Annotated in this window: 18 protein-coding genes and 1 pseudogene; 5 read left to right on the plus strand and 14 right to left on the minus strand. The window is 66.0% G+C overall.

The genetic code is table 11. The features are described from left to right. Position 1: 1 nt before the first annotated feature. Positions 2-2,623: an AAA family ATPase gene (locus tag AB3X95_RS21290; protein WP_368622464.1), complete on the minus strand. Its 2,622-nt coding sequence runs from the start codon at positions 2,621-2,623 to the stop codon at positions 2-4. Next, entirely contained in the window at positions 2,620-3,822 is a 1,203-nt protein-coding gene (locus AB3X95_RS21295; RefSeq protein ID WP_176123785.1) for a DNA repair exonuclease, read from the minus strand. The genes AB3X95_RS21290 and AB3X95_RS21295 overlap by 4 nt, the downstream gene beginning before the upstream one ends. A 209-nt stretch (positions 3,823-4,031) precedes the next feature. On the opposite strand from AB3X95_RS21295, the gene AB3X95_RS21300 reads away from it, so the two are divergent. The 4 genes from AB3X95_RS21300 (at position 4,032) to AB3X95_RS21315 (ending at position 9,777) form a co-directional block, all read left to right on the plus strand. Beyond that, positions 4,032-5,312 (plus strand): DUF445 domain-containing protein, encoded by a 1,281-nt coding sequence (locus AB3X95_RS21300; protein ID WP_368622465.1) that lies wholly within the window; start codon positions 4,032-4,034, stop codon positions 5,310-5,312. A gap of 143 nt (positions 5,313-5,455) precedes the next feature. After that, the gene (locus AB3X95_RS21305; RefSeq protein WP_368622466.1) at positions 5,456-7,429 is read left to right on the plus strand and encodes an AI-2E family transporter; all 1,974 of its coding nucleotides are present in this window, start codon (positions 5,456-5,458) and stop codon (positions 7,427-7,429) included. A gap of 404 nt (positions 7,430-7,833) precedes the next feature. Beyond that, positions 7,834-9,570 (plus strand): FAD-dependent oxidoreductase, encoded by a 1,737-nt coding sequence (locus tag AB3X95_RS21310; RefSeq protein WP_368622467.1) that lies wholly within the window; start codon positions 7,834-7,836, stop codon positions 9,568-9,570. Positions 9,571-9,591: 21 nt separating this feature from the next. Beyond that, entirely contained in the window at positions 9,592-9,777 is a 186-nt protein-coding gene (locus tag AB3X95_RS21315; protein ID WP_013091772.1) for a hypothetical protein, read from the plus strand. Positions 9,778-9,821: 44 nt separating this feature from the next. Here the strand turns inward: AB3X95_RS21315 and AB3X95_RS21320 are convergent, their stop codons facing one another. The 5 genes from AB3X95_RS21320 to AB3X95_RS21340 all read right to left on the minus strand — a co-directional run bounded on the left by AB3X95_RS21320 (position 9,822) and on the right by AB3X95_RS21340 (position 13,734). Then, positions 9,822-10,091 (minus strand): hypothetical protein, encoded by a 270-nt coding sequence (locus AB3X95_RS21320; protein WP_309235064.1) that lies wholly within the window; start codon positions 10,089-10,091, stop codon positions 9,822-9,824. Between the two features lie 11 nt (positions 10,092-10,102). Next, on the minus strand, positions 10,103-10,384 hold the full coding sequence (locus AB3X95_RS21325) for a hypothetical protein (RefSeq protein WP_176106015.1): 282 nt from the start codon (positions 10,382-10,384) through the stop codon (positions 10,103-10,105). Between the two features lie 203 nt (positions 10,385-10,587). Further along, positions 10,588-11,571 (minus strand): 2-dehydropantoate 2-reductase, encoded by a 984-nt coding sequence (locus AB3X95_RS21330; RefSeq protein WP_368622468.1) that lies wholly within the window; start codon positions 11,569-11,571, stop codon positions 10,588-10,590. A 71-nt stretch (positions 11,572-11,642) separates the two neighbouring features. Continuing rightward, positions 11,643-12,437: a class II aldolase/adducin family protein gene (locus AB3X95_RS21335; RefSeq protein ID WP_176123780.1), complete on the minus strand. Its 795-nt coding sequence runs from the start codon at positions 12,435-12,437 to the stop codon at positions 11,643-11,645. Between the two features lie 97 nt (positions 12,438-12,534). After that, positions 12,535-13,734, minus strand: coding sequence for an amino acid aminotransferase (locus tag AB3X95_RS21340; protein ID WP_368622469.1), 1,200 nt, complete (start codon positions 13,732-13,734; stop codon positions 12,535-12,537). A gap of 191 nt (positions 13,735-13,925) precedes the next feature. Between AB3X95_RS21340 and AB3X95_RS21345 the strand changes: the two genes are divergently transcribed. Continuing rightward, the gene (locus AB3X95_RS21345) at positions 13,926-14,867 is read left to right on the plus strand and encodes a LysR family transcriptional regulator (protein WP_176123778.1); all 942 of its coding nucleotides are present in this window, start codon (positions 13,926-13,928) and stop codon (positions 14,865-14,867) included. Between the two features lie 57 nt (positions 14,868-14,924). Here AB3X95_RS21345 and AB3X95_RS21350 read toward each other — a convergent pair whose 3' ends face one another. The 7 genes and pseudogenes from AB3X95_RS21350 to AB3X95_RS21380 all read right to left on the minus strand — a co-directional run bounded on the left by AB3X95_RS21350 (position 14,925) and on the right by AB3X95_RS21380 (position 25,548). Further along, a complete protein-coding gene (locus tag AB3X95_RS21350) occupies positions 14,925-15,749 on the minus strand; it encodes a helix-turn-helix transcriptional regulator (protein WP_176367122.1) in 825 nt (274 codons plus the stop codon). A gap of 103 nt (positions 15,750-15,852) precedes the next feature. Continuing rightward, the gene (locus AB3X95_RS21355) at positions 15,853-16,980 is read right to left on the minus strand and encodes a hybrid sensor histidine kinase/response regulator (protein WP_184227403.1); all 1,128 of its coding nucleotides are present in this window, start codon (positions 16,978-16,980) and stop codon (positions 15,853-15,855) included. A 9-nt stretch (positions 16,981-16,989) separates the two neighbouring features. Continuing rightward, the gene (locus tag AB3X95_RS21360; protein WP_176123775.1) at positions 16,990-17,607 is read right to left on the minus strand and encodes a chemotaxis protein CheB; all 618 of its coding nucleotides are present in this window, start codon (positions 17,605-17,607) and stop codon (positions 16,990-16,992) included. A gap of 37 nt (positions 17,608-17,644) precedes the next feature. Then, a complete protein-coding gene (locus tag AB3X95_RS21365) occupies positions 17,645-18,490 on the minus strand; it encodes a protein-glutamate O-methyltransferase CheR (protein WP_368622470.1) in 846 nt (281 codons plus the stop codon). Between the two features lie 34 nt (positions 18,491-18,524). Next, positions 18,525-22,085, minus strand: coding sequence for a response regulator (locus AB3X95_RS21370; protein ID WP_368622471.1), 3,561 nt, complete (start codon positions 22,083-22,085; stop codon positions 18,525-18,527). A gap of 323 nt (positions 22,086-22,408) precedes the next feature. Further along, positions 22,409-24,541: pseudogene (katE, locus tag AB3X95_RS21375) on the minus strand (catalase HPII); the annotation flags it as partial. 107 nt (positions 24,542-24,648) lie between these two features. Further along, entirely contained in the window at positions 24,649-25,548 is a 900-nt protein-coding gene (locus AB3X95_RS21380; protein WP_176367116.1) for a MipA/OmpV family protein, read from the minus strand. Between the last annotated feature and the right edge of the window lie 227 nt (positions 25,549-25,775).

The raw sequence follows: 25,775 nt of genomic DNA on the forward strand, positions 1-25,775 counted from the left end.
CTCATGCCATCTTCAGATCCTGCACCGCCCGCTGCCTGACGCCCAGGTCGTCCCACAACTCCGGATGACACGTGAACACCAGAATCTGATGCCGCGTCGCCGCGTCGATCAATACGCGTTTGAGTGCGTCGCGGCGCGCGGCATCGGTGTGGACCGCGGCATCGTCGAGCATCAGCAGAGTCGGCCGGCCTGAGGCCTGCAACAGGTCCGCGTAGGCGAGTCGCGTCAGGATGCCGAGCTGTTCGCGCGTACCGAAGCTCAGCGCGTCGAGCAGTTCCGCTCGGCCGTCGCGATCGAGCATCGCCGGAATCAGATCGTCGCCGAGCGCGAGGCTCGACTGCGGAAAAATCCGCTTCAGGTAGTGACCGAGCCGCTCGGTCAACGGCGCGCGCAGTTGCGCGAGCGCGGCGTCGCGTTCGTCGACCAGCACTTCGTCGAGCAGACTCAGCGCGCTCGCGCGCAGGCTCAGTTCGTCCTTGCGGCGCGTGGCCTGCTCGACCTGCGCTTCGAGCACGGCAAGCCGTTCGCCGAGACCCGATGCGCCCATCGTTTCGAGCTGGCTACGCAGCTCCGCGATCCGCAGTTGACGCTCATGCTGCTCGTTGCGCGCGAGTTCCGCCGATGCGCGATAGCGCTTTGCCTCCGCCACGGGATCGTCCAGACGCGCCGCATCGAGTTCGCGCTCGCGCTCGCCGCGCTGGTTCTTCAGCACATCGACCTTCACGCGCTGCTCGACGATATGCGTCTGCCACTGTGCGCGGTTGCGTCGGAACGCTTCGTCGTTCAGCTGCGCTTCTTTACGCTGCAGCTGCGCCGTGAGCGAATCGGCCTTCGCGACGCCGGTGGATTGCGCGCCCGCCGCCTGCGCGAGCACCTTGCGCGCGGCCTCCAACGCGTCGCGCGCGATTTCGGCATTGCGGCGCGCGTCGTCGAGCGGCGGCGCCGCCGACACGTCGGGCAGACCGGCAAGGCGCTCGCGCGACGTCTGCAAGCGCGCAGCCGTCGCTGCCAGCGCCGCGCGCAACGCATCGATGCCTTGCGGCGCATGGACCGCGAGTATCCCGGTCTGGCTCTTCTGTTGCGCGACCAGCGTTTTCCATTGCTCGTAGCGCGCCTGCGCATCGCCCACCGACGCGACGCCGAGCGTGAGCAGCAACTGCGCGTGCTGCGCCTCGAGCGACGCCAACTCCGACAATCGCGCGGACAGATCGGACACGCCCGGAATCACGCGCAATTCGCCGAGCTCGCCGAGGCCGATGCGCTTTTCTTCGTCGACACGCAGCACGCCTGTGCCGCTGATCGTCTGATCGCCGACGCGTAACCCGCCGTTCAAGCTGTACTCGATGCGCGTCATCGCCGCTTCGGTCCGCGCGCGCAGCACGGTCAATTCGCTGTCGAGCGTGACGAGGCGCTTGAACTGCGCGTCGTCGAGTTCGAGCGCCGCCGCGTCGCGCGCGGCCTGCAGCACCGCCGCGTTCGCCTTGTCCGCCTCACCGATCGACGCTTCGAGCCGCTGGCTCTCCGCCCGATAGAAATCGACCTGGCTGCGCAGGTCGGCGGCGGTCACGGCCGCGTTCGCGAGTTCGAGCGCGCGGTTCGCCTCGGCGGCTGCCTGCTCGAATTGCGCCACGCGGCTTTGCGCCTGCGCATGCGCGGTTTGCGCAGCCGCGACTTCGGCGCGCGCCGCGTCGAGCTGCTCGCGTTCGCGCGCGATGGCCGCCTCCAGTTCGAGCGCACCCTGCTCCTGCTGCACTGACAACGCGAGTTCCGCCTCGCCGATCTTCAGCGACTGCGCGAGCCCTTCGAGACCGCGTTCGAGTTGTTCGACCGCCGCGGCACGTTGCTGCGCGAGCGCGGCCTTCTGCTCGTGAAGCTCCCACGGACGCCGGCGCTCGGCGTCGTCGAATGCCTGCTGTTGCGAGGCGAGGCGCGCAATGTTGTCGTCGAACTGCTGGCGCTGCTGTCGCAGCTCGTCGCGGCTCGCGATCAGCGTGGCGAGCTTCTGCTCCGCCTCGGCAAGCGGCCCCGTCGGCTTCTGCGTGCGCGCGGTCAGCAGTTGCCGCAGCTCGCGCTGCACGGCCGCGATCAGCGCGTCCTCGCCGCCCGCTTCGCGGCCGCCGGACAGTTGCGTGAGCGCGTCGCGCAGATACTGCGCCGCGTGCCCGGTCGAATCGCGCATCTCTTGCGTGCCGCCTTGCTGCACCCACAACAGACCCGGCACGCCGGCGTTCTCGGCTTTCATCGGACCGCGCGCCGCGCGCGAGAAGCCGAGCAGCGCGGCGAGCTTGTCTTCGGCTTCGTCCTCGCTATACACGGCCTGGCCGATTCTCAGCTCGCAGCGCTGACGCGACACGAACTGCTTCGACAGACGGCACGCGACACCATCGAGTTCGAAGCTGACCTCGACCGACGGCTGCCCGTTCGCGAGCCCCCACGGCAACAAGTCCTTCAGATGGGAGGCCTTGTAGCGTTCGAGGAACACCGTGCGCACCGCTTCGGCAATCGTGCTTTTGCCGGCCTCGTTCGGGCCGACGAACAGGTTGAGACCGGGCTGCAGATCGTCGATCACGATCTGCCCGCCGAACTGCCTGAATTCCTGAATCGCGATACGTTGCAGCTTCATGCGCAGGCTCCTTCACGCGGCGCTTCAGGTTGCCGATCGCGCGCCTGCGCGGGTGGTGCGGCATGGGAATCGCGGTGCCACTGTTCGCGCTGAAAGCGCGCCAGCAGCAGCAACGCTTCGGCCGCGCGCCGCGCCTGTTGCGGATCGGCCTGCGCGTCTTCCTGCAAGGCGCGCAGCCGTGCCACCACCTTCGCGAGATAGCCGCTTTGCGCGCCGAGTTCGGCGAGATCGTCGGCGGTGGGCAGCACGTGCAGGCTGCTCAGATCGGCACGCAACGCGCGCACCCGGGCGCGAGCCTCCTCGACCGCGACATGCAGCGCCTCGGCATCGGCGAGTGCCGCCGTGCCACCGACCTCGATGCGCAGCACGTCATTCGCGCCGAGTTCGGCGAGGCGGGCTTTCAGTGCGTCGATATCGGTCGGCACCGAAATCGTCTCGTCCCAGCGATGCCACCGGTATTGCCCGACTCGCACCGCGTCGACCTGCGGCATCGCGCCCGGCTCGCTGATCGTGACGTCGAGCACGAAGCCCGGCTCGTTCGCGCGGAAGCGGTCCTGTTCGTGTGTGCCCGCGTACCACGTGCGTGCGTCGACACGCAGATGGCCGTGCCAGTCGCCGAGCGCCAGATAGTCGAGCCGCGCGCTCACGGCGCGCGTCGGCGCGATCGGGTTCGACGAATCGATGCCCTCCTGCAGGATGCCGCCGACGCTGCCATGCGCGAGCCCCACGCGGTGATAGCCGGGCGGCGTCTCGGTGGAATCGAAGAATGCGGTGGTGTCGTCGTAGGTGATGCGCTGCGTGAGCGGCGCGCACAGCAGCGCGCAACGGCACGCGTCGAGTAGCACGACGCCGGTTTCGAGCACGACGCGCACGTTCGGCGGCACGCAATTGAGCCGCTGCGCGCGAGTCCACACGCTTTCGACCAGCGCCGCGTCGTGATTGCCCGGCAGCATGATCCACGTTCCGGAAAACGCTTGCAGCGCGGCGAACAAACGCCGGATCACGGTGTCCGACACCGTCTGCAGATCGAACACGTCGCCCGCGACGAGCACCGCGTCGACGTTGCGCGCGGCCGCTTCTTCGGCGATGCGGCGCACCGTGTCGAAGCGCGCCTGCGCGAGATGCGCGGCCTCGTCCGCTTCGAACTGGCCGAACTGCGTGCCGATCTGCCAATCCGCGGTGTGCAGAAACCTGATCACTGTGCCTCCATTGCGATTGCGTTGCGTCGTCTTGCGTACGGCACGACGACGAGCCCAACCGCGAATGTTACCTTGCCGAAGCCCCGGCGCGTATTGCGCGCGCGCATCCAGGCTGGACGCGTGCGCGGGCCGTACCGCATCATTGCAACCGAACCGGCTGCCGCGCCACCTTTCAGCCGCCCGCCGCCCGACACGATCAACCGCGCCCGATGGACAAGACCACCGAACTGAAGAAGGCCAAGCGCACGCCTTTACTGCTGCTGCTTGCGGCCGCCTGCGTTTTCGTCGTCACCGCGTTCCTGCCGCGCGGCTTGTGGGTCGACGGCATCAAGGCCGTCGCCGAGGCCGCGATGGTCGGCGCGCTCGCCGACTGGTTCGCGGTCGCGGCGCTGTTTCGCCGCGTGCCGATTCCGGTCGTGTCGGCGCACACCGCGATCATCCCGCGCAACAAGCACAAGATCGCCGACAACCTCGCGCACTTCGTGCAGGACAAGTTTCTCGACGTGCCGTCGCTGGTCGGTCTGATCCGCCGTCACGATCCCGCGCAGACCATCACCGCGTGGCTCAGCGAATCGGCCAACACCGAGCGTCTCGGCGACTACGTGGTGCGCCTCACCGGCGGCATCCTCGAGGTGGCCGACGACGCGCGCATCCAGAACTTCATCAAGGTCGGCTTGCGCGACGTGCTCGCGAAGGTCGATCTGTCGCAATCGCTCGGCGCGATCCTCGACACGCTGACGCGCGACGGCCGTCATCAGGAACTGCTCGACACCGCGATCGATCAGGTGATCGCGGTGCTGCGCGAGGCGCCGGCGCGCGAGTTCATTGCCGCGCGCATCGTCGATTGGGTGAAAAGCGAGTATCCGACGATGGAGAAGTTTCTGCCGTCGGCGTGGATCGGCGACAAGGGAGCAGAGGCGATCGCGAGCGCCGCGAACCGTATGCTCGAACAGATCGCCGAGAACCCCACGCACGAGCTGCGCGACAAGTTCGACCGGGTGGTGCAGAAGCTGATCGTGCGGCTGAAGACCGATCCGGTTTTCCTGCAACAGGGCGAAGCGCTGAAGCGCAATCTGGTCGAAGGAGAGGCTTTCAGCAGCTATGTGAAGGACATGTGGGGCGAACTGCGCGCGTGGCTCAAGCGCGATCTGCAAAGCACCGACTCGGCACTGCATGCGCGTGTCGCCGCGATGGGCGCGTGGGTCGGCCGCGAACTCGCGCGCGACCCAGCGCTGCGGCAATCGCTGAACGATCACCTCGAAGAAGCCGCGCGCGCGATGGCGCCGGACTTCGCGCAGTTCCTGACGCGCCATATCAGCGATACCGTGAAGAACTGGGACGCGCATGAGATGTCACGGCAGGTCGAGATGAATATCGGCAAAGATCTGCAGTACATCCGCATCAATGGAACGATCGTCGGCGGATTTATCGGCTTGCTGCTGTATGTGAGTTCGCAGTTGCTGGAGATATTGCGGGTGCATGTAGGCTGACGATTCGAGCTCATCGAGCGACCCGCCGCGCAGCCGCGCCTGAGCCCTGGTCCCACCAAACCGCCTACAATTCGGGCATATGTCTTGCGGACGACCAGTGCTCCGCTCGGTCGTCAACGCGTCCCAACCGGAATTGTGTTTACATGAAAATATCGCTACCGCCGCCGCATGGGCGCCCCAATCGCGTTTATCCGCCGGGCACGCCGGGCCTGCATGGCCTCGTGTCGCTAATCACCGGCGTGGTGGTCGTGTGCGCGCTGTACTTCGGGCGGGAGGTGCTGATTCCGATCACGTTGTCGGTGCTGCTGAGCTTCCTGCTCGCGCCGCTCGTGCAGATGCTGCGGCGTCTGCACATGGGCCAGTTGCCGTCCATCTTCATCGCGGTGCTGTTCGCTCTCGCGTCGCTGCTCGCGATAGGCGCGCTGATCGGCGCGCAGCTCGTGCAGCTCGCGAACGCCCTGCCGCAGTACCAGGAAGCGATCGAGCAGAAGATCGAAACCGTGCAGGAAAAGACCGTGGGCCGCGCCGATTCGCTGATGAGCAGCGCTGCCAGCGCGTTGCAGCGCATGGCGCCGTCGCGTCCCGCGCCGCCGCGCCCGACCGGCCGCGCCGCGCGCAACGCGCCGCAGGTGCCGCAACAGGTTGAGGTGCACGAGCCCGCGCCGACGCCGGTGCAGCTCGCCCAGCGCGCGCTGACGCCGGCCATCGCGCCGATCGAGACGACCTTCATCGTGCTCGTCGTGACGATCTTCATCCTGCTGCAACGTGAGGATTTGCGCGACCGTTTGATCAGCCTGTTCGGCTCGCGCGACCTGCACCGCACGACTACCGCGATCAACGACGCCGCCGGGCGCCTGTCACGCTATTTCGTCGCGCAGCTCGGCGTGAATCTGAGCGCGGGCGGCATCATCGCGATCGGGCTCGCGATCATCGGCGTACCGGGCGCGCTGCTGTTCGGCGTGATCGCCGCTTTGCTGCGCTTCGTGCCGTACATCGGCATCTGGATCGCCGCGATCCTCGCGGTATTTCTCGCGGCCGCGATCCAGCCGCAATGGACGATGGCGGTCCTCACGCTGATCCTGTTCATCGTCGTCGACGTGGTCGCCGGGCAGATCGCCGAGCCGCTGCTGTACGGTCATCGCTCGGGCCTGTCGCCGCTCGCGGTGGTGGTCGCGGCGATTTTCTGGAGCTGGCTGTGGGGGCCGATCGGCCTCGTGCTGTCGACGCCGCTCACGCTGTGCGTCGTCACGCTCGGGCGCTACGCGGACCGCTTGAACTTCCTGACCGTGCTGCTCGGCGATCAGCCCGCGCTGACTCCCGCGCAGAACTTCTATCAGCGCCTGCTCGCCGACGATCCGCACGAGGCGATCGTGCAGGCCGAGCGGCTGCTGCGCGAGATGTCGCTGATCGACTACTACGACAAGGTCGCGCTCGAAGGCCTGCGGCTCGCGCGCAACGACGCGCAGCGCGGCGTGCTGATGCCCGGGCAGTTGCAGCGGATCAACGACGCGCTCGCCGATATCGTCGAGAACCTCGAAATCGCCGACGGGCTGCGCGATACGCTGTCGCCTGCCGAACCGGCTGACGCGGGTAACGCGCTGCTTGCGGGGGCGCCGGAGCTGGCGTCGCCGGGCGCGGGCGCTTCGGAGCGCTACGGCAGCGATCCGCTGTCGCGCTCGCCACAGGCGGACGAAGCGGGCAAGCCGGCGGTGTTGTGCGTGCCCGGCCGCGGCGCATTCGACGAAGTGACGACGGCCATCGCCGTGCAACTGCTGAACCGCCAGGGTTTCGCGCCGCTGATGGCGACGCACTCCGGCTATCGCAGCGCGCGCGCCGATGAGCCGAGCTTCAAGGACACCTCGATCATCTGCATCGTGTCGCTCGACGCGCCCGAGTCGCCGCCGTATCTGCGCAACATGCTGCGGCGCACGCGCGAATGGCGGCCGCGCGCGACGCTGGTGGTCGGCGTCGGCGACGCGCCGGACGACAGCGCCGAACTCGATGCGGGCGGCGAGCTGCATGCGTCGCCGACGTTCCGCGCGATGATCCAGGCATGTCACGCGGCGACGAGCGGGCAGCCGATGCGGCAGCAATCGCAGACGGCCAGCGCGGGCTGAGGCTGCTGGCCCGAAGCAGGCCAGGTCGAAAGACCGCGATTTTTGCTTCAAGCATCCATCTGCGGCTGTGGCTAGCGCGCACCGCCCCGCCCCGCTCAGGGCTTATGCTAAGCCTCGCTCGAATCCCATTCTCATGGTCCGTCGAGGCTTGCCTTAAATCCGTGCTGGGAGAACTCGGCTTCAATATCCTGGGTACGTTGAAGCTCAACGGCTTCGAAAACCATACGCGCATCAACGATACGACCGCAGGAAATCGCAGGCCTGATCGTCGAATTCCTGAAGGCCCACTGACGCAAGCCTGGACGGGATCAGCTCGCGTCGCGGCGTCGTACCCAAAATGCGGACAGCCGCGCACGCACGCTGCCGCATACTGCGCCGATAACGCAAGCAAACCGGAGACACGCATGACCCGTCCGTTCAAACCCTATCCGTTCGCGCCGCGCCGTTATCCGGCCGCGCTGCCGCCGCTCGTCAACGGACGCGATCCACAAACGCGCGCCGTCGCGATCGTCGGCGGCGGTCCGGTCGGCATGACGCTCGCGATTGCGCTCGCGCGCCAGGGGGTGCGCTCGGTGCTGATCGAGGCCGACGACAGCGTCTGCACCGGCAGCCGCGCGATCTGCATCTCGCGACGCAGCCTCGAAATCTTCAAGCGGCTCGGCGTCGTCGAGGGGTTTCTGCAAAAGGGGCTGGCGTGGACCGGCGGGCGCAGCTTCTATCGCGACACCGAGGTGTTCCGCTTCGCGATGCATCAGGACGACGAGCAATCGCTGCCGCCGATGATCAATATCGCGCAGTATCAGATCGAGCAACTGCTGCTCGACGAGATCGAACGGCACGCCGATCTGATCGACGTGCGTTGGCAAACGCGTGTGACGGATCTCGCGCAACGGCCGCAAGGCGGCGCGACCTTGACGCTGCGCAGCGCCGAATCTGCCGATTCGCAAGGCACGGTCTGGCAGATGGACGCCGCGTGGGTCGTCGCCTGCGACGGCGGACGCAGCACGATCCGCGACCTGCTCGGATTGAAGCTCACCGGCACGACCTACGAAGGCCGCTACGTGATCGTCGATATCGAACTCGACAGCACGCGCGCGACAGAACGCCTCGCTTATTTCGATCCGCCGTCGAATCCGGGCTCGACGGTGCTGGTGCACAAGCAGCCCGACAACGTGTGGCGCATCGACTATCAGTTGCGCGACGACGAAGACCCCGACGCCGCCGTGCTGCCAGAGAACGTGATGCCGCGCGTGCAAAACCTGCTCGACTCGATGGGCGAAACCGGCGCGTGGTCGCCGATCTGGATCACGATCTACAAGGCCAATGCGCTGACGCTCGAACGCTATCGGCACGGCAACGTGCTGTTCGCGGGCGACGCTGCGCATCTGGTGCCGATCTTCGGCGTGCGCGGCGCGAACTCCGGCATCGACGACGCCGACAATCTCGGCTGGAAGCTCGGCTGCGTGATCAATGGGAACGCGTCGCCAGCGCTGCTCGATAGCTATAGCGACGAACGTGTGTACGCGGCGCGCGAGAATCTGAGCTATGGCATGAAAAGCACCGAATTCATGGCGCCGCCGACCTTCGCGTTCGATCTGCTGCGCACGGCCGTGCTCGGACTCGCCGAAAAGCATGCGGCGGTGCGGCCGCTGATCAATCCGCGCCAGACGCATGCGATCGCGTATCGGCAATCGCCGCTGAACTTCGTGGGCGACAAGGCCGATGCATTCGATCGCGGCCCCGCGCCGGGCACCGTGCTGCCCGAGTGCAGGCTGCTGAAACAATCGCAAGATGGCGCACGGCTCGGCATTCACCTAACCGACCTGCTCGGACCGTGCTTCACGGCGCTGCGCTTCGACGCAGACCACGCGAACGACGGCGAGTCGTGGCAGCAACTGCAAAGCATGCTAGCCAGCCAGGACATTCCGTTCAGCCTGATCGATATCGTCAGGGCCGAAGCTCAATCGGCGAACAGCCCTCGAGCGATCGATCCAACCGGCCGCCTGCACGACATGCTCGACGCACAGCCCGGCACCGTCTATCTGATCCGCCCCGACGGCCACGTGCTGGCGCGCTGGCGCAACGGCAGCGCGGCCGCCGTGCGGCACGCGCTCGATGCCACGCTGACGCCGCAGAACTAACGCGCAAGGACCCTCGACACCATGACCGATTCCGATCTCGACCTCGTCTATACGACGCTGTGCAACACGCTGACCCACGAAGGCGAAGCGCAGGCGTCGCTGTATCTGGCGCGCCTCGCGCTGTTGTGTCTGACCGAACTCGACGACCCGCGGCGCGCGTTGTCGTTGATCGAAGCGGCGAAGCTGCCGGCTGCCGTCGCGGCTTAGCACGGGCAAAAGAAACCGCCTCCCAGGAGGCGGTGGCAAGAGGATTATTTTTCCGCGAGCCGATGACCGCCGCCATGCGGCTCGATGCGATAGCGCTGGCGAATCTCCTTCAAATGATCGAGATCGCCGGGATGCTTGCCGTCGGGAAAATCGACTTCGGCGATGCTGTGGCCAGCGCTCGCCTTGAGCATCCCGCGCTTTTGGCCGCCGCTGGCCAGCACGGCGATCGCTTTGATATTGCCTTGCTGATCGTATTCGATATGTACCTTCATGGGGGACTCCTCGTCATGTTCGATGGAATTGAGCGGATGCACAGCGGCCAGGTTCAAATTGCGTCGGTCCATGCAATGAAGAGTCCGTAGGAAGCATAGTCGGTTGCGCTCTTGTTATGCACTTCCAGCAGCACCACGCGATTGCCTTCGGCGTCGCAATCGTTGGAAAGGTTGCGGACTTCGACGTTCTTGTCCCACGGCGGTCCCGACAGGGGGATCGCTGCCGCCCACAGGATTTCGCCGTAGTTCATCGGACCCACCCACCAGAACGCGGAGTCGCCCGCATTCAGATCGACTCCGCTGCCGAGCAGTTGGCCATTTACATTGATACCCATCGCTGTCTCCCAGTTGCAGACGGCCACAGCGACGCGTAATTGCCCGTGTGCCCGTGGCGGTCGTTACACCGCTGACTAAAGAACGGCGACGTTCGATGCGTTTTGAAGGCAGCCTGTTATTCTGCGAATGCCCACAAAAAAGCCGCGCGATCAACGCGCGGCATTTCTTCCTTCTTCGAAGCGAACGCGTTACGACAACAACCTCACTGCTTCGGATACAAGCCCAACGTACTGGCATGCAGCCGCGCGAGCCCGAGCAACGCATCCGTATAAGGCGTGGGCACGCGCGTCAGTTGCCCAAGCTCGCGCACCGCGCCGACCAGCGCATCGAGTTCGACCGCCTTGCCGGCCTGCACGTCCTGCAGCATCGACGTCTTCATCGCGCCGAGCTTCAGCGTGACCGCGTGACGGTCATCGGGCGCCTGGTCGATCGGGATGCCGAAGCGCGCGCCGATTTCCTTTGCCTCCAGCATGATGTGCGTGACGAAGCCGCGCACGAGTTCGTCGCCGAGAATCCGGTCGGTCGTTGCGCCGGTGATCGCGCTGACCGGGTTCATCGTCATGTTGCCCCATAGCTTGAACCAGACGTCGCGCTGGATCTGCGCGGAGGCCGTCGCATGGAAGCCCGCCGCCTGCAGCAGCGCGGCAAGCAACTCGACACGCTCGCTCGCCTTACCCGACGCCTCGCCGACGATCAGCCCATTGCCCTGGTGATGTCGGATCACGCCGGGTGCGTCGGTCAGGCAACTGGCATGCACGACGCAGCCGACCGTCTGCGCGGCCGGGATCGCGGCTGCGATCGCACCGTCGGGATCGATCGTCTTCAGGCGCTGGCCGGCGAGCTCGCCGCCGAGGCCGTCGCAGAACCACCACGGCACGCCGTTCATCGCCGTCAGCACGATGGTCTCGGGCCCGAGCAGCGGTTTGATATGCGCGGCCACCGCCGCCATCGCCGGGCCCTTCACCGCGATTACCACCAGTTCCTGCACGCCGAGATCGGCCGGCTTGTCGCTCGCCTTCACCTGCTCGGCGTAGATCACGCCGCCTTCGATCAGCCGCAGACCGTGCTGGCGCACCGCGTCGAGCGTCGCGCCGCGCGCGACCACGCTGACCTGATGCCCCGCCTGCGCGAGCTTCACTCCCATCCAGCCGCCGATCGAGCCGGCACCGTAGATCGCTACTTTCATCGCCTGAATCCTTGCCTGTTGCTGTGTTTATCGCAGCGTTGATTGTCGCGCTCTTTTATGCGTGGCTTCAATCATTGCCGGTAGCTCGCATCGATCCGGTCGACCCGCCGCACCAGCGCATCGAACACGTCCTGCCCGGCGCCGTGGCGCGGGTCGAACTGCAACGCGTCGCGCGAGCAGCGGATCGCGACCTCCTCCGGCACCGGCCGCGCGCGCCCCATCGAAAACGTCGCCATCTGGATTTCGCACGCGCGATTCAGCGTCCACAGAATCGCGAAGGTCTGCGGCAACGTCCGTCCCCACGATAGCAGACCGTGGTTGCGCAGGATCACCGCCTGTTTGTCGCCGATATGCGCGAGCAGCCGCGGGCCCTCTTCCGCATGAATCGTAATGCCTTCGAAGTCGTGATACGCGACCCGGTCGTGCAACTGCGCGCTATAGAAGTTGGTCTGCTGCAGGCCCTCTTCGAGACAGGCCACCGCGACGCCCGCTGTGGTGTGCGTATGCATCACGCAGTGCGCGTCGGGCAAGCCTTCGTGAATCGCCGCGTGCACGACAAAGCCGGCCGGATTCACCGGATACGGCGAGCCGTCGAGCACCCGCCCCTGCGCATCGATCTTCACCAGATTGCTCGCGGTGACTTCGCTGTAGTGCAGCCCGAACGGGTTGATCAGGAAGTGGCGCTCGGCGCCGCTGACGGTTTCGGGCACGCGCAGCGTGATGTGGTTGTAGATCATCTCGGTCCAGCCGAGCAGATCGAAAATCCGGTAGCACGCGGCGAGCTGCACGCGCGCCTGCCATTCGTCCGGATGCATCGCGGCCGGTCTGGCCGGGCTTGTCGGCTGCGCTTCGAGGGTCGTGGCCATCGTCAGTGTCTCCATGATTGTGGTTGTGACGGCACGCCCGTGCGCGCCGCCACCCTATTCACGCGTGCCGCAACAGCGGCTGGACCGCCGGACGGCTTCAGTCGCCCGACACCACCGCCGCGATCGACGACGCGACATAGTCCGCGTTGCGCGCGTTCAGCCCGGCGACGCACATGCGGCCCGAGCGCAGCACGTACACCGCGTATTCGTTGCGCAGACGCTCGACCTGGCTTTCGGACAGACCCGTGTATGTGAACATGCCGCGCTGAGCGACATAGCGCGCGCGCATCACTTCATCGACGCGTCCGTCGAGCCCCGCGTGAATCACGTTGCGCATCGCGAGGATGCGCTCGCGCATCGCGCCGAGCTCGGCTTCCCACGACGCGCGCAGCGTCGCATCGGCGAGCACGTTGGCGACGAGACGCGCGCCGTGCGTCGGCGGATTGCTGTAGTTCGCCCGTACCGCCGACATCAGCTGACCCGCCACGCGCGCCGCTTCGTCGGCGCTCTTGCAAACCACGCTTAGCGCGCCGACACGCTCGCCGTACAGCGAGAAATTCTTCGAGAACGAGTTCGCGACGATCAGCGGCACGTTCGCGTCGGCGAGCAGGCGCGCCGGTGCGGCGTCTTCTTCGAGACCCGCGCCGAAGCCCTGGTAGGCCATGTCGACGAACGCGATCAGCTTGCGGCGCTGCAAAACCGGCGCCAGTTCCGCCCATTGCACCGGGCTCAGATCGACGCCGGTCGGGTTATGGCAGCACGCGTGCAGCAGCACGACGCTCTTTTCCGGCAATGCGTCGATTGCGGCGAGCATCTCGGCGAAACGCAGGCCGCCCGTTTGCGGGTCGTAGTACGGATAGGTGTTGACCGTCAGGCCCGCCCCTTCGAATATCACGCGATGATTTTCCCAGCTCGGGTCGCTGATCCACACCTGCGAGCCGGGGAAATAGCGCTTCAGGAAATCTGCGCCGACTTTCAGCGCACCCGAGCCGCCGAGCGTTTGCAGCGTCGCGATCCGGCCTTCGGCGCGCGCCGCGCTATTGGCGCCGAACACCAGCGCCTGCGCGGTGTCGCGATAGAGCGGCAGACCCGCCATCGGCAGATACGAGCGTGGGCCGATCGCGTCGAGCAGCGCGGTTTCGGCGCGGCGCACCGCGTCGATCACCGGCAGCTTGCCGGCGTCGTCGAAGTAGATGCCGATGCTGAGGTTGACCTTGTTCGGCCGGCGGTCCAGCTGAAAGTCTTCGTTCAGGCTCAGAATCGGGTCGCCCGGATAGGCGGGAATATGGTCGAACATGACGGTCCTTGAAGGCGGCCTGTGCAGGCCTGTTGTAGCGGTCGTCCGCGCGCCGCGTGACGACGGGGCAAACCTTAAGTCTAAGCGGGTTTGCCGGGCTAAGTCGACCCGCACGAGTGTCGGTCGCCGCCGGGCCGCGCACAATCAATCGATTTTTCACGATTCGTAAGTTTTTCTTTAGAATCGATCGTATGCCTCTTACCCGCGTCACGATCCGCCAATTCGAAGCGTTCCTCGCCATCGTCGATCTGCACAGCATCGGCGCCGCGGCAGAGCGGCTCGGGCTGACTTCGTCGGCGGTCAGCCAACTGCTTGCCGAGCTCGAAACGGAGCTCGGCTTCCGGCTATTCGATCGCACCACGCGGCGTGTCGCGCTGTCCAGCGCGGGGCAGGACTTTCTGGCGTCGGCCGAATCGGTGCTGCGCCACGTGCGCATGGCCGCCCAATCCGCCGACGACATCCGCAACCGCGCGGCCGGCATCGTGCGGGTCGGCGCGCCGCTCGTGCTCGCATCGACGGCGCTGCCCGCGGCGATCGCCGCGTACGCGCGCGGCAAGCCGAAGGTGGTCGTGCGGGTCTGCGATACCGTGGTCGAGCAACTGGTGGAGCGCGTGGAGAGCGGCGATATCGATCTCGCGATCGGCCCGGACCGGCAAAGCGGGCCGCGCGTGCGCTCCGAGGCCGCGTTCGCGAGTCCGTGGGTCATGTGGTGCGCGGCCGCGCATCCGCTCGCCGCTCGCCGCCGCGTGCAGTGGCAGCATCTGCGCGACGTGCCGATCGTCGCGACCGGCCGCGACCACGAGCGCGCGGTCGATCAGATGCGCGCCAATCTGCCGGTCGAGGCGCGCATCATTCCGGTCGATGTCGTCGATAACGTGACCACCGCGTTCGGCCTCGCCGCGCAAGGGCTGGCGGTCACGCTCGCGCCGGCCTATGTGGCGCCGCTCGCGCGCACGTTCGGGCTCGTGATGAAGCGCATCGTCGATCCGGAAACGATTCGCGAGGTGTGCGTGTATCGCTCGACCGAACGGGCGCTGTCGCCATCGGCCGATGGTTTCGCGGATTTCGTGATGCCGTGGTTGAAACGCTGGGATCGGGAGACGCAGGCCGACGCGCGGGGTAAGCGGAGTTGAAGCGGGCTTGAAGCGGGTCTGAAGCGCCAGGCGACTCGCGCATCGCGCATCGTGCATCTAGGGCTGCATACACAGCGCGAACAACTGCCGCTGATTCGAAATGCCGAGCCGCGCATATGCGCGCTTCTGATACGTGACGACGCTCGCCGGCTTCACACCCATCTGCCCGGCGATCTCGGCGGCGCTTGCGCCTTCGAGCGTGCCGCGCAACGCGTCGAGTTCGCGCGGCGTCAGCGCCGGACATGCGCGCCGCACGCGCGCGAGCATCGCCGCGCCGGTGCCCTGCTGATGCTGCCCATTCAGCGCGTAATGACCCTTGGCCGCATGCGCGAACAGCGGCGCGACGCTTTCGATCCGCTCCAGATCGCCCGGCGTGAACACGCCGTATGCGCGGTCGCGATACAGGTTGATCGACAGCCACACGCTATCCGCGGGCTGCACCAGCAACGACAGCCGGTCCGATACGTTCGGCTGCGCGTAGCAGACCGCGCGATACGCTTCATTCTCGATTTCGTCGCCGCGCTGCTGATGCAGCACCAGCGCATCGCGTGAAGCGCTGCGCCGTTTGTGGTCGGTCTGGCCAATGATCGCGCGATTGCCGTCCAGCGCATAAAAATGCGCGGCGTAGCGTTCGGCGACGTCGCGCAGAAAATGCCCGCCGCGATGATCTGCTGCCGACACCGTACGCGGCCGCGCATCGAACTCGTACGCGAAGATCGTGCACTGCGAAACGGGCAGCGACAATGATTCGCCCACCGTCTGCAGAATGCTCGCGGCGAGCGCGTCGGCATCCGGGTGCGAAATCGCCATGACGAGGTCGGTGGCGCGCGCGGTGCTGATCTGACCGCTGCGCTGCGATAATGCGAGGCGCCAGGAACGCATGATGGGGATTCGTGCTTGCGCTGCGTGGATTGGGTTGCGGCAAGCGTAGCACAGCCGGCGCGCGGCGCAGGTCCGCCGCGTTGATCGACTCGTCAGCGACGCGTTATCGCCGGGTGAATGACCCCCGCTGCAACGCCACCACCCTCGGCAATTCGATCGTAAAGGTCGTGCCGGCCTCGTCGCTGGATACGACGCTGACGTCGCCGCCATGCATGCGCGCGATCTCCTGCACGATATGCAGACCGAGCCCGAGCCCTTCGCGCGAGCGCGCGCCGTTGCCGTTCGACCCGAACGCCTTGAACAGATGCGGAAACACCTCGGCCGGAATCGTGCCGCGATTGGACACCTTCAGCCGCACGCAATCCTCGGCGTCGCCATCGACCTCCACGCCGATATCACCCTCCGGCGCGCCATGATGCAGCGCATTGCTGACGAGATTCGACACCGCCTGCCACACGAGATCGGTATCCCACGCGCCGGCCGTATTGCCGGTGCAGGTGAATACGATCTGCTTGCCGCTCTTCTGCGACGCGAATTCGTCGATCACCGAGCGGCACAGCGTGGCGAGGTCGATCGAGCGCGGCTGCAACGGCAGACGTCCGCCTTGCAGGCGTGCGAGGTTCAGCAACTGATCGACCATCCGCGCCATCCTCAGCGAACTGTTCTTCACGCGCGCGGCAACGGTCGCGGCCTGCTCGTCGGCGGCCGTGCGCATCAGGTATTCGGCCGACGCGAGCACCGCGCCGAGCGGCGTGCGCAGATCGTGACTGAGCACCGCCATCAGCATTTCGTTCGCTTCGAGCATCTGGCGCGTCGTCACCAGTTGCGCGGCGAGCTGGCGCTTCTGCTGCTCCAGCTGCACGAACACGTCGACCTTCGACTGCAGGATGCGCGGATCGAACGGCTTGTACAGGAAATCGACCGCGCCCGCCTCGTAGCCGCGGAACGTGCGCGACGCGTCCTGCGCGGTCGCGGTCAGGAAGATGATCGGAACGTGCGAGGTGCGCGGGCTGCCGCGCATCAGCGCAGCCAGCTCGAAGCCGTTCATGCCGGGCATATTGACGTCGAGAATCGCCAGCGCGACTTCGTGCTTGAGCAGCAGATCGAGCGCGGCGGTGCCGGAGTCGGCGACCAGCACCGCGACGTCGGGCCGGGCGAGCAATGCTTCGAGCGCGGTGATGTTGTGGGCGATGTCGTCGACGATCAGGATGTTCACAGGTGAGTTCGTCATGGCACCGGATCAGAGGGAAGTCGGCAGCGCGGCAAGGCGCCTGGCCAAGGTTTCGGGATTGAAAATCGCATCGGCGGCGCCACGCGCGATCGCCGCGCGCGGCATTTCCGCCGAACCGGCGCTGGCGGGGTCCTGCACCCATGCGGTGCCGCCGAGCGTGCGCACGCGTTCGAGGCCGAGCGCGCCGTCGTCGTTGGCGCCGGACAGCAGGATCGCGAGCAGCCGCTCGCCGTACACCGCGGCGGCCGATTCGAACAGCACGTCGATCGACGGCCGCGAGAAGCGCACCGCCGCATCGGTCGATAGCGCGACCGTGCGGTCCACTTCGACGAGCATGTGGTAACCGGGCGGCGCGACGTGCACGCGGCCCGGCTGGATCAGCTCGCCCGCATCGGGTTCGAGCACCGGCAGCGCGCAGCGATGCGCGAGCGCCGGCACCAGATAGCTCGGCGAATCGGGCGGCAGATGCATCACGATCATCACGGCCGCCGCGAAGCGCGCGGGCAACGCGGCGAGCAGCACGTTGAGCACCTCGATGCCGCCCGCCGACCCGCCGATCACGACCAGCTCGTAACCGCGCGGCGCGTGCGTGTGCGCGGCGCCGCCGGCATCGGCCGTCTGGGTCATCGCAGGTTCGACGTTCAAGGATGGCATCGCGACCTCGCTAACGCTTCTGATAAATGCGCTCGGCCGCGCGGAACTCGTCGAACGCCGGGTAGTGACGCGAAAACCGCAGGCTTTCCTTGCTGCCCAGGCCGAGAAAGCCGCGCCGCACCAGCGCGTTCTCGAACAGCCCCAACGCGCGATCCTGCAAGCCGCGGTCGAAATAGATCAGCACGTTGCGGCACGACACCAGATGCGCTTCGAGGAACACTTCGTCGGTGGACAGGCTGTGATCGGCGAACACCACGCGCTCTTTCAGCGAGCCGGCAAAGCGCGCGCCGCCATACGCTGCATGATAGTAATCCGACAGCGAACGGGTGCCGCCCGCCGCCAGATAGTTCTGCGTGAAGCCCTGGATGCGTTCGAGCGCATAGATGCCCGCCTCCGCGCGCGCGAGCGCGTCGGGGTTGATGTCGGTCGCATAGAACAGCGTGCGCTCGGTGAGGCCCTCCTCGTCGAACAGGATCTTCAGCGACCACAGCTCCTCGCCGGTGCTGCATCCCGCGACCCACACCTTGATCGACGGATAGGTGCGCAGACGCGGCAGCACATGTTCGCGCAGCGCGAGGAAATACGACGGATCGCGAAACATGTCGCTGACCTGCACGGTCAGGTACCGGAACAGCCGCGAAAACTCGTTGCCGTCGCGCATGATGCGGTCCTGCAATTGCGACACCGTCTCCACGTTGAATTCATCGAGCGCCTGCGTGAGGCGGCGGCGCAGCGACGACATCGCGTAGTGGCGAAAGTCGTGCTGATACTTCAGATAGATCGCCTCGAGCAGCAGCCGCAGCTCGATGTCGAAATCGCTGAGACGCTGCGGTACGTCGGATGCGGACGGTTTCATCGCGTTTCTCGCTTGCGTGCTTGCGCTCGCGCTCTCAGCGCTGCCGCAGCCACACGCGGCACAGCGCGACGAGCTTGTCGACGTCGATCGGTTTCGACACGTAGTCGTCGGCGCCCGCTTCGAGGCAGCGCGTGCGATCGTTCGCCATCGCCTTCGCGGTCAGCGCGATGATCGGCAGATGCGCGAAGCGCGGATTGCGGCGAATCTCGCCCATCGCGGTCAGGCCATCCATCTCGGGCATCATCACGTCCATCAGCACCAGATGCACTTCCGGTCCGCTCTCCAGTTCGTCGAGCGCCTCGCGGCCGTTGCGCGCGATCAACAGCTTCGCGCCGAGCGGTTCCAGCACGTGCGACAGCGCGAAGATGTTGCGCACATCGTCTTCGGCGAGCAGGATCGTGCGGCCCTCGAACGCATTGTCGCGTTGGCGCACGGTGCGCAGCATGCGCTGCTGCTCCGGCGCGAGCGACGACTCGACGCTGTGCAGGAACAGCGTGACTTCGTCGAGCAGACGCTCCGGCGATTTCGCGCCCTTGATGATGATCGACTTCGAATAGCGGCGCAGCCGGTGCTCCTCTTCGTCGGACAGCATGCGGCCCGTATAGACGATCACCGGCAGCGATGCGTGCGCAGTGTTGGCGGCGAGACGTTCGAGCAGATCGTAGCCGGTGCCGTCGGGCAGCGCGAGATCGGTGACGACGCAGTCGAACGCCACCGTCGACAGTTGCTCGAACGCCTCGGCGAGCGTCGCGACCGCGACGATCTCGGTGTTCTCGCTTTGCAGCAGCGCGCGGATGCTTGCACGCATCGGCGCGTCGTCCTCGATCACCAGCACGCGCTTCAGGCGCTGTTGCAGCCGCGCTTCGAGGCGGCGGATCGCGGCCTCCATCGTCGAGCGCGCGGTCGGCTTCAGCGTGTAGCCGATCGCGCCGAGGTGCAGCGCCTTGTCGGCGTGATCGGTAGCCGACACGATATGAATCGGAATGTGGCGCGTCAGCGGATCGTTCTTCAGCCATTCGAGCACCGTGAGGCCCGAGCGGTCCGGCAAACCGACATCGAGCAGCACCGCGGCCGGCCGCATGTCTCGCACCAGCGCGAGGCCGCTGGCGGCGTCGCTCGCGTGCACGAAATCGAAGTCGAGTTCGTGCACGAGATCGCGCAGAATCGCGGCGAACGGCGGATCGTCTTCGACCGCGACGATCAGACGGCCTGCGCGGGTGCGGTTGTCGCGATCGTCGGCAATTGGCGCAGCAGCGGGCTCGACGGTGCCGGGCTGCAAAGCGTCGCGCGAAGCGACGGGCGAGGCCCGGTTTGCCAGACCATTCGCCGGCGAGATCACCGCGGCGGGCGCGGCGTCGAGCGGCGTGTGCAGCAACGGCGCTTCCGCCGTCGCCTGCGCGCCCATGCCCATGCCCATGCCCGCGTTGATCGCGCTGTCCGCGGCCTCGCCCGCATCGAGCGGCAGCCACAGCGAAAACACGCTGCCCTTGCCGACTTCGCTCGCGACCGTAATGCGCCCGCCCAGCAGCCGCGAAAACTCGCGCGAAATCGACAGCCCGAGGCCGCTGCCGCCATATTGACGGCTCGTCGAACCATCGGCCTGCTGGAATGCCTCGAAGATCATGTCGAGCTTATCGGCCGGAATGCCGATGCCGGAATCGCGCACGTCGAAGCGCAGCACGTTGTCCTCGACCTTGGCGACCTCGAGCGTGACCTCGCCGCGCTCGGTGAACTTCACCGCGTTCGACAGCAGGTTGCGCAGAATCTGCGTGAGCCGCTGACCGTCGGTGACGAACGTATCCGGCGTACCCGGCAACTTGTCGAAAGCGACCCGCAAGTGCTTGGTCGCCGCGATCGGCCGGAACATTTCGTCGAGCGATTGCAGCGTCGCCTCGATCGACACCGTTTCGGGTTCGACCGTCAGCTGCCCCGCCTCGACTTTCGACAGGTCGAGAATGTCGTTGATCAGCACGAGCAGATCGCTGTTCGACGCGTGGATCGTCTCCGCGTAGCGCACCTGCTCTTCCGTCAGATTGCCGCTGCGATTCTGCTGCAGCAGCTTCGCGAGAATCAGCGAGCTGTTCAGCGGCGTGCGCAATTCGTGCGACATATTCGCGAGGAATTCGGACTTGTAGCGGCTCGACTGTTCGAGGCGCTCCGCGTTGGCCGCCAGATCGTTCTGCGCGCGCAGCAGATCAGATTTCTGCCGCTCCAGCCGCTGCGCGTATTCCTCGAGCTGCACGTTGGTCTGTTCGAGCTCGGCCTGCTGTGCTTCGAGGCGCCGTTGCGATTCCATCAGCGCGCGGCCGCGTTCCTCGAGACCTTCGTTGGAGACCCGCAACTCCTCCTGCTGGACCTGCAACTCCTCGTTGAGCTGCTGCGTCTCGGCGAGCGCATCCTGCAGGCGCTCGCGATACAGCGCCGCTTCGAGAAAATCGCCCATGCTGTGGCGGATCAGCTCCATGAACTCTTCGTCGCGCGGCCTCACCTCGCGCAGAAAGCCCATTTCGATGACGCCGTTGACCTGGCCGTCGTTGTCGATCGGCAGGATCAGCAGATTGCGCGGCGCGCCGCTGCCCGTCGCCGACATGACCCGCACATAATCGGGGGGCACGTCGCGCAGCACCAGCGTGCGGTGCGAGCGCGCGGCCTGGCCGACCAACGTTTCGCCCTCGTCGAAACTCAGAGCGGCGGTCTGTTCGCTGTCGCGGCTGTATCCATACGCGGCGATGCGGCGCAGCGTGCCGCTTTGCCGGTCGCGCACGTACAGCGCGGCGACGACCGCATCGAGATATTGGGCGAGAAACTCGAGCATCGCGCGGCCGACGAGCGGCGCGCTCGTCTGGCCGACGACCTTGTCCGCTAGCAGGCGCTGGCCCGAGCGCAACCAGACCTGCTGCTCGAGCAGCGTGGTCTGCTCGGCCTGCTGACGCAGCACGTCGTCGTAGGTCTGTGACAGGTCCAGCAGTTCGCGACGACCCCGCCATGCGAGCAGGCCGCTGACGCCGAGGCTGAACAGCAGGAACAGGCCGACCAGCGTCGCCGTCACATTGCGCGTCGCTTCGGCGCGCTGCTGGCGCAGGCGCAATTGGACATCGAGAAAATCGCCGAATTCACGGCGCATTTCGTCGAATTCCACCTTGCCGCGCCGCGCTGCGATCGCGCTCTCATAGTCCAGATTGCGGCGGCGCGCGTCGATGATTTCTTCGGCGAAGCGGGTCCAACGCTGCTGCAACGCCTCGATCTGCTTGAGCCGCGCGATTTGCAGCGGGTTGTCGGCGACCTGCTTCTGCAAGGTTTCGAGCTGCGCCTTGAATTTTGGGCCGCCGTTTTCATACGGCGTGAGGAAACTCTCGTCACCGGTGATCAGGAAGCCGCGCATCGACGATTCACGATCGACCGCGAGCCGCAGCATTTCGTTGGCGTCGCCGATCACGCGCTCGGAGTGCTCGGCCCAACTCATTGTCGACACGAGATAAGCGATCAGGCCGACGAACAGCGCCATCGTGACGAGGCCGACGCCCAAAGGCAGCGCAATATTGCGGCGAAGGATGCGGCGGAAACGGAGTTGATCGACGGCCTGCGATGCGGTCATTTTTTCTGTAAGAGGCATGGCGAATCGGGTCGATGCGGAATATTTTGCGGGGTCTGCGCACGGTGTTGAGTACCGCGAAGCGACCGCCGTCATCATACAAGGACGACACTCATCCTGTAACGGAAGGCGGCTGGTTGAGCTTGCTGGCAGGGCGCGGCACGCTCGCGCGATCGGTCGCGTTCGGCGCGCGATGCAATAAAGAAACCTGGTCGGCTCGCACCGGCCAGGTTCCTGCATCGAACACACATCATCGACACGCCGCATTGCGGCTACGCTCAGCGCCGTTTAGCGGCTAACGCGGCAGCGTAACCTGCCCGGCCCGCTCAGGCCGGCACCGATTCCGCCTGCGCCGCGCGCGACCACACGCGATGCTGCCCGGCGGCCTTGATGAACGCCTTCAACACATCGGCGGACTGAGAGTCCTCGCCGGTCGCGACGCCGTCCGGCTGCGCCGGCAACTGCGCGGCCGTGAGCAGATCGCGCCCCGCGCCGAGTGCCGCGATCGCCTTCAGATGCTTGAACGCTTCGAGCACGAAGTGCCTCGCATCGCCCGATTGCGACAGCGCCTTCGCCCCCTTCTCGCCGCCGACGACGATCACCGCGTCGAACATCACCGACGGCAGCCCGGCGATCGTCGCGTCGGGTGCGAGGTCATCGATCCCGGCGAGCGTCGGTGCGATCAGCATCGGCGTCGCGCCTTCGCCCTTGAGCGCCTGCTGCAGCTGTTTGATCGCCGCGGCATCGGAACCGGGCGCGGCGAGCAGCGCGATCTTGCGGGTCTTGATGCCGGGCTTTACGCGATTGAGCAAACTCAACGCCGGCGATGCCTTCGGCCCAACCAGCCTGGCCGTGCCCTGCTTCGGCGCCGGCAGACCGAGTCCTTCGGCCACTTTCGCGGCGAGACCGGCGTCGAAGTTCGCGAGAATCTCGTTGACCTGGCGCGCGCGAATCTCGGGCTTCGTCACCTTACCCAGTTCGAACAGATAGGCCGCCGCGATATGGTCTTTTTCTGGCTGCGACATGCTGTTGTAGAACAGCGCGGCCTGCGAGAAATGATCGGCGAACGAGTCGCTGCGCACGCGAATCTTCGTGCTCTCGACGCGTTCCTGATAGCTGTCGAAGCCGCCATCTTCGGCGGCCGGATCGGTTTCCTTCGGCCAGCCGTCGTTCAGCGAGTTCGGCTCGTACGACGCCTGGCCGACGTGAATCGCCTGTCGATGCATCGCATCGCGCTGATTGTTGACGGACGCACAGACCGGCCGGTTGATCGGAATCTCGTGAAAGTTCGGGCCGCCGAGGCGGCTGATCTGCGTGTCGGTGTAGGAGAACAAGCGCCCTTGCAGCAGCGGGTCGTTGGTGAAATCGATGCCCGGCACGATATGCCCCGGATGGAACGCGGCCTGTTCGGTCTCAGCGAAGAAGTTGTCCGGATTGCGATTGAGCGTCATCTTGCCGATGATCTTCAGTGGCACCAGCTCTTCAGGAATCAGCTTGGTCGGATCGAGCAGATCGAAATCGAACTTGTGCTCGTCGGCTTCCTCGACGATCTGCACGCCTAGTTCGTACTCGGGATAATCGCCGCGCTCGATCGCTTCCCACAGGTCGCGCCGGTGAAAGTCCGGGTCCTTGCCGGCGAGCTTCTGCGCTTCGTCCCACAGCAGCGAATACGAGCCGAGCACCGGACGCCAGTGGAACTTGACGAAGCGCGCCTTGCCCTCTGCATTGACGAAGCGGAACGTGTGGACGCCAAAGCCTTCCATCGTCCGGAAGCTGCGCGGGATCGCGCGGTCCGACATCGTCCACAGCACCATGTGCGCCGATTCGGGCACGAGCGAAACGAAGTCCCAGAATGTGTCGTGCGCGGACCCGCCGGTCGGCATTTCGTTCGGAGCTTCCGGTTTCACCGCATGCACGAAATCGGGAAACTTGATCGCGTCCTGGATGAAGAACACCGGCATGTTGTTGCCGACCAGATCGAAATTGCCTTCCTGCGTGTAGAACTTCGTCGCGAAGCCGCGCACGTCGCGCACCGTGTCGGCCGAGCCGCGCGGACCTTGCACCGTCGAGAAACGCACATAGACCGGCGTCTCGGTGGCCGGGTCCTGCAGAAACGCGGCCTTGGTGTACTCGCGCATCGATTCGTAGACCTTGAAGACGCCATGCGCGGCCGAGCCGCGCGCGTGCACGATCCGTTCGGGAATGCGCTCGTGATCGAAATGCGTGATCTTCTCACGCATGATGAAGTCTTCGAGCAGCGACGGGCCGCGTGGCCCCGCGCGCAACGTGTTCTGGTTGTCGGCGATCTTGACGCCCTGATTGGTTCTGAGCGCCTCGCCTTGCGGCTTCACGCGATTGCGTTCGAGATCGTTCGATTTCGCGTCGTTCGACTGCGCCGCCCCGTTTTCGTGAACCGCGGGCTTCTGGGTATTCGCTTTACCTGCCATGGGAATCGACTCCTTGTGTTCGGGCGCGCGGCGACGAAGGCGTCGCGGCGCGCGATTACGGAGTCAGCAAGGGCTATACCTACGAAGTCGCGGCGCAAGGGCTGCGCGGCGGCGCTACGTCAGAACCGGTAGTTGATCGACACGTCGGCGACACCGGTCGCGCGGCTGCGCGTAATCGGACTGTTGCCCGCGCTGCCGACGAGCTGCTCGAACGCGCCGTCGGCGGTCGCGAACCAGTGCTTGCTGAACAGCCAGATGGCGCTGACACCGAAACCCACCGACTTGAAGCCCGCGCTCGCGTGATACTGCGGATACTGCGAGTGAGCGGCCTGCTCCTGATTGACGCCGAACCAGCTGTTCATGTACTTCGAGTCCGCGAGCACCACGTTCGGCCCAGCGAACCAGAAGAACTGCCTGGTGCTGCCGGGCATCGGCATATAGGCGCCGAGATCGCCGATCCAGCCGTTCGATCCGCCGAAATAGCGGCGGATATCGGCGCGCAGCACGAGCGGAAAATCCTTCGAAATGACGTACTCGCCCGAGAGCTTCAGACCGACCGCCGGGTTGATGTTGCCGAGCCCGTTGAGTTCCTGCGGATCGTCCTGGGCGCGCCGGCCGAGATCGTAGACTGCGGCGAGACTCATGCGCCAGTTCTCGCCCTGCGCGAAGTTCACGCCGAAGCCTTCGCCGCTCGACAGAAAGAGCAGATCCTTGTAACGCACGTCGATGCTCGGACCGGCCACCAGGTGATAGCGGTCCGATCCCTCGAAGCGCGGCTGGAACGACGTGGCCACGCCGAAGCGCAATTGCCAGTCGGGAATGTTCGGCTGCCACATCTTCTGCAGCGGAACGCCCACCGAGTATTGCCATTCGCCGAGCGGCGACGGCGTCTGCGCGAAGACCACACCCGGCACGCAGGCCATCGCACTCAAGGTCGCGGCGACGAAGAAGCTCGCCGCGATGCCGGTTTGTTTATGGCGGGGCGTGGCGCCCCGCTTCTTTCTACGGCTGTTCACCACCGGAAGCCTCCGATCCCGCTCGTCGCGAGGAGGTTAGGTTCTCGCCCGGGGTCCAGCGCGGACCCAAAAAGCACGGACGACCGCCGCACTGCTACTTACGGCGTGTAATTTTTCCAATCGATGACGCGGGCGGCGCAATGCGCACGAGGCGCGGCGAGCCCGCGTGACCCACGCGGTCGTGTGGCCAGTGCGCATGATCCTTGCGCGCCGCGGTGACACGGACAACG

Origin of the sequence: Paraburkholderia sp. BR13444 (assembly GCF_040948755.1) — a bacterium.
Classification (GTDB): domain Bacteria; phylum Pseudomonadota; class Gammaproteobacteria; order Burkholderiales; family Burkholderiaceae; genus Paraburkholderia; species Paraburkholderia youngii.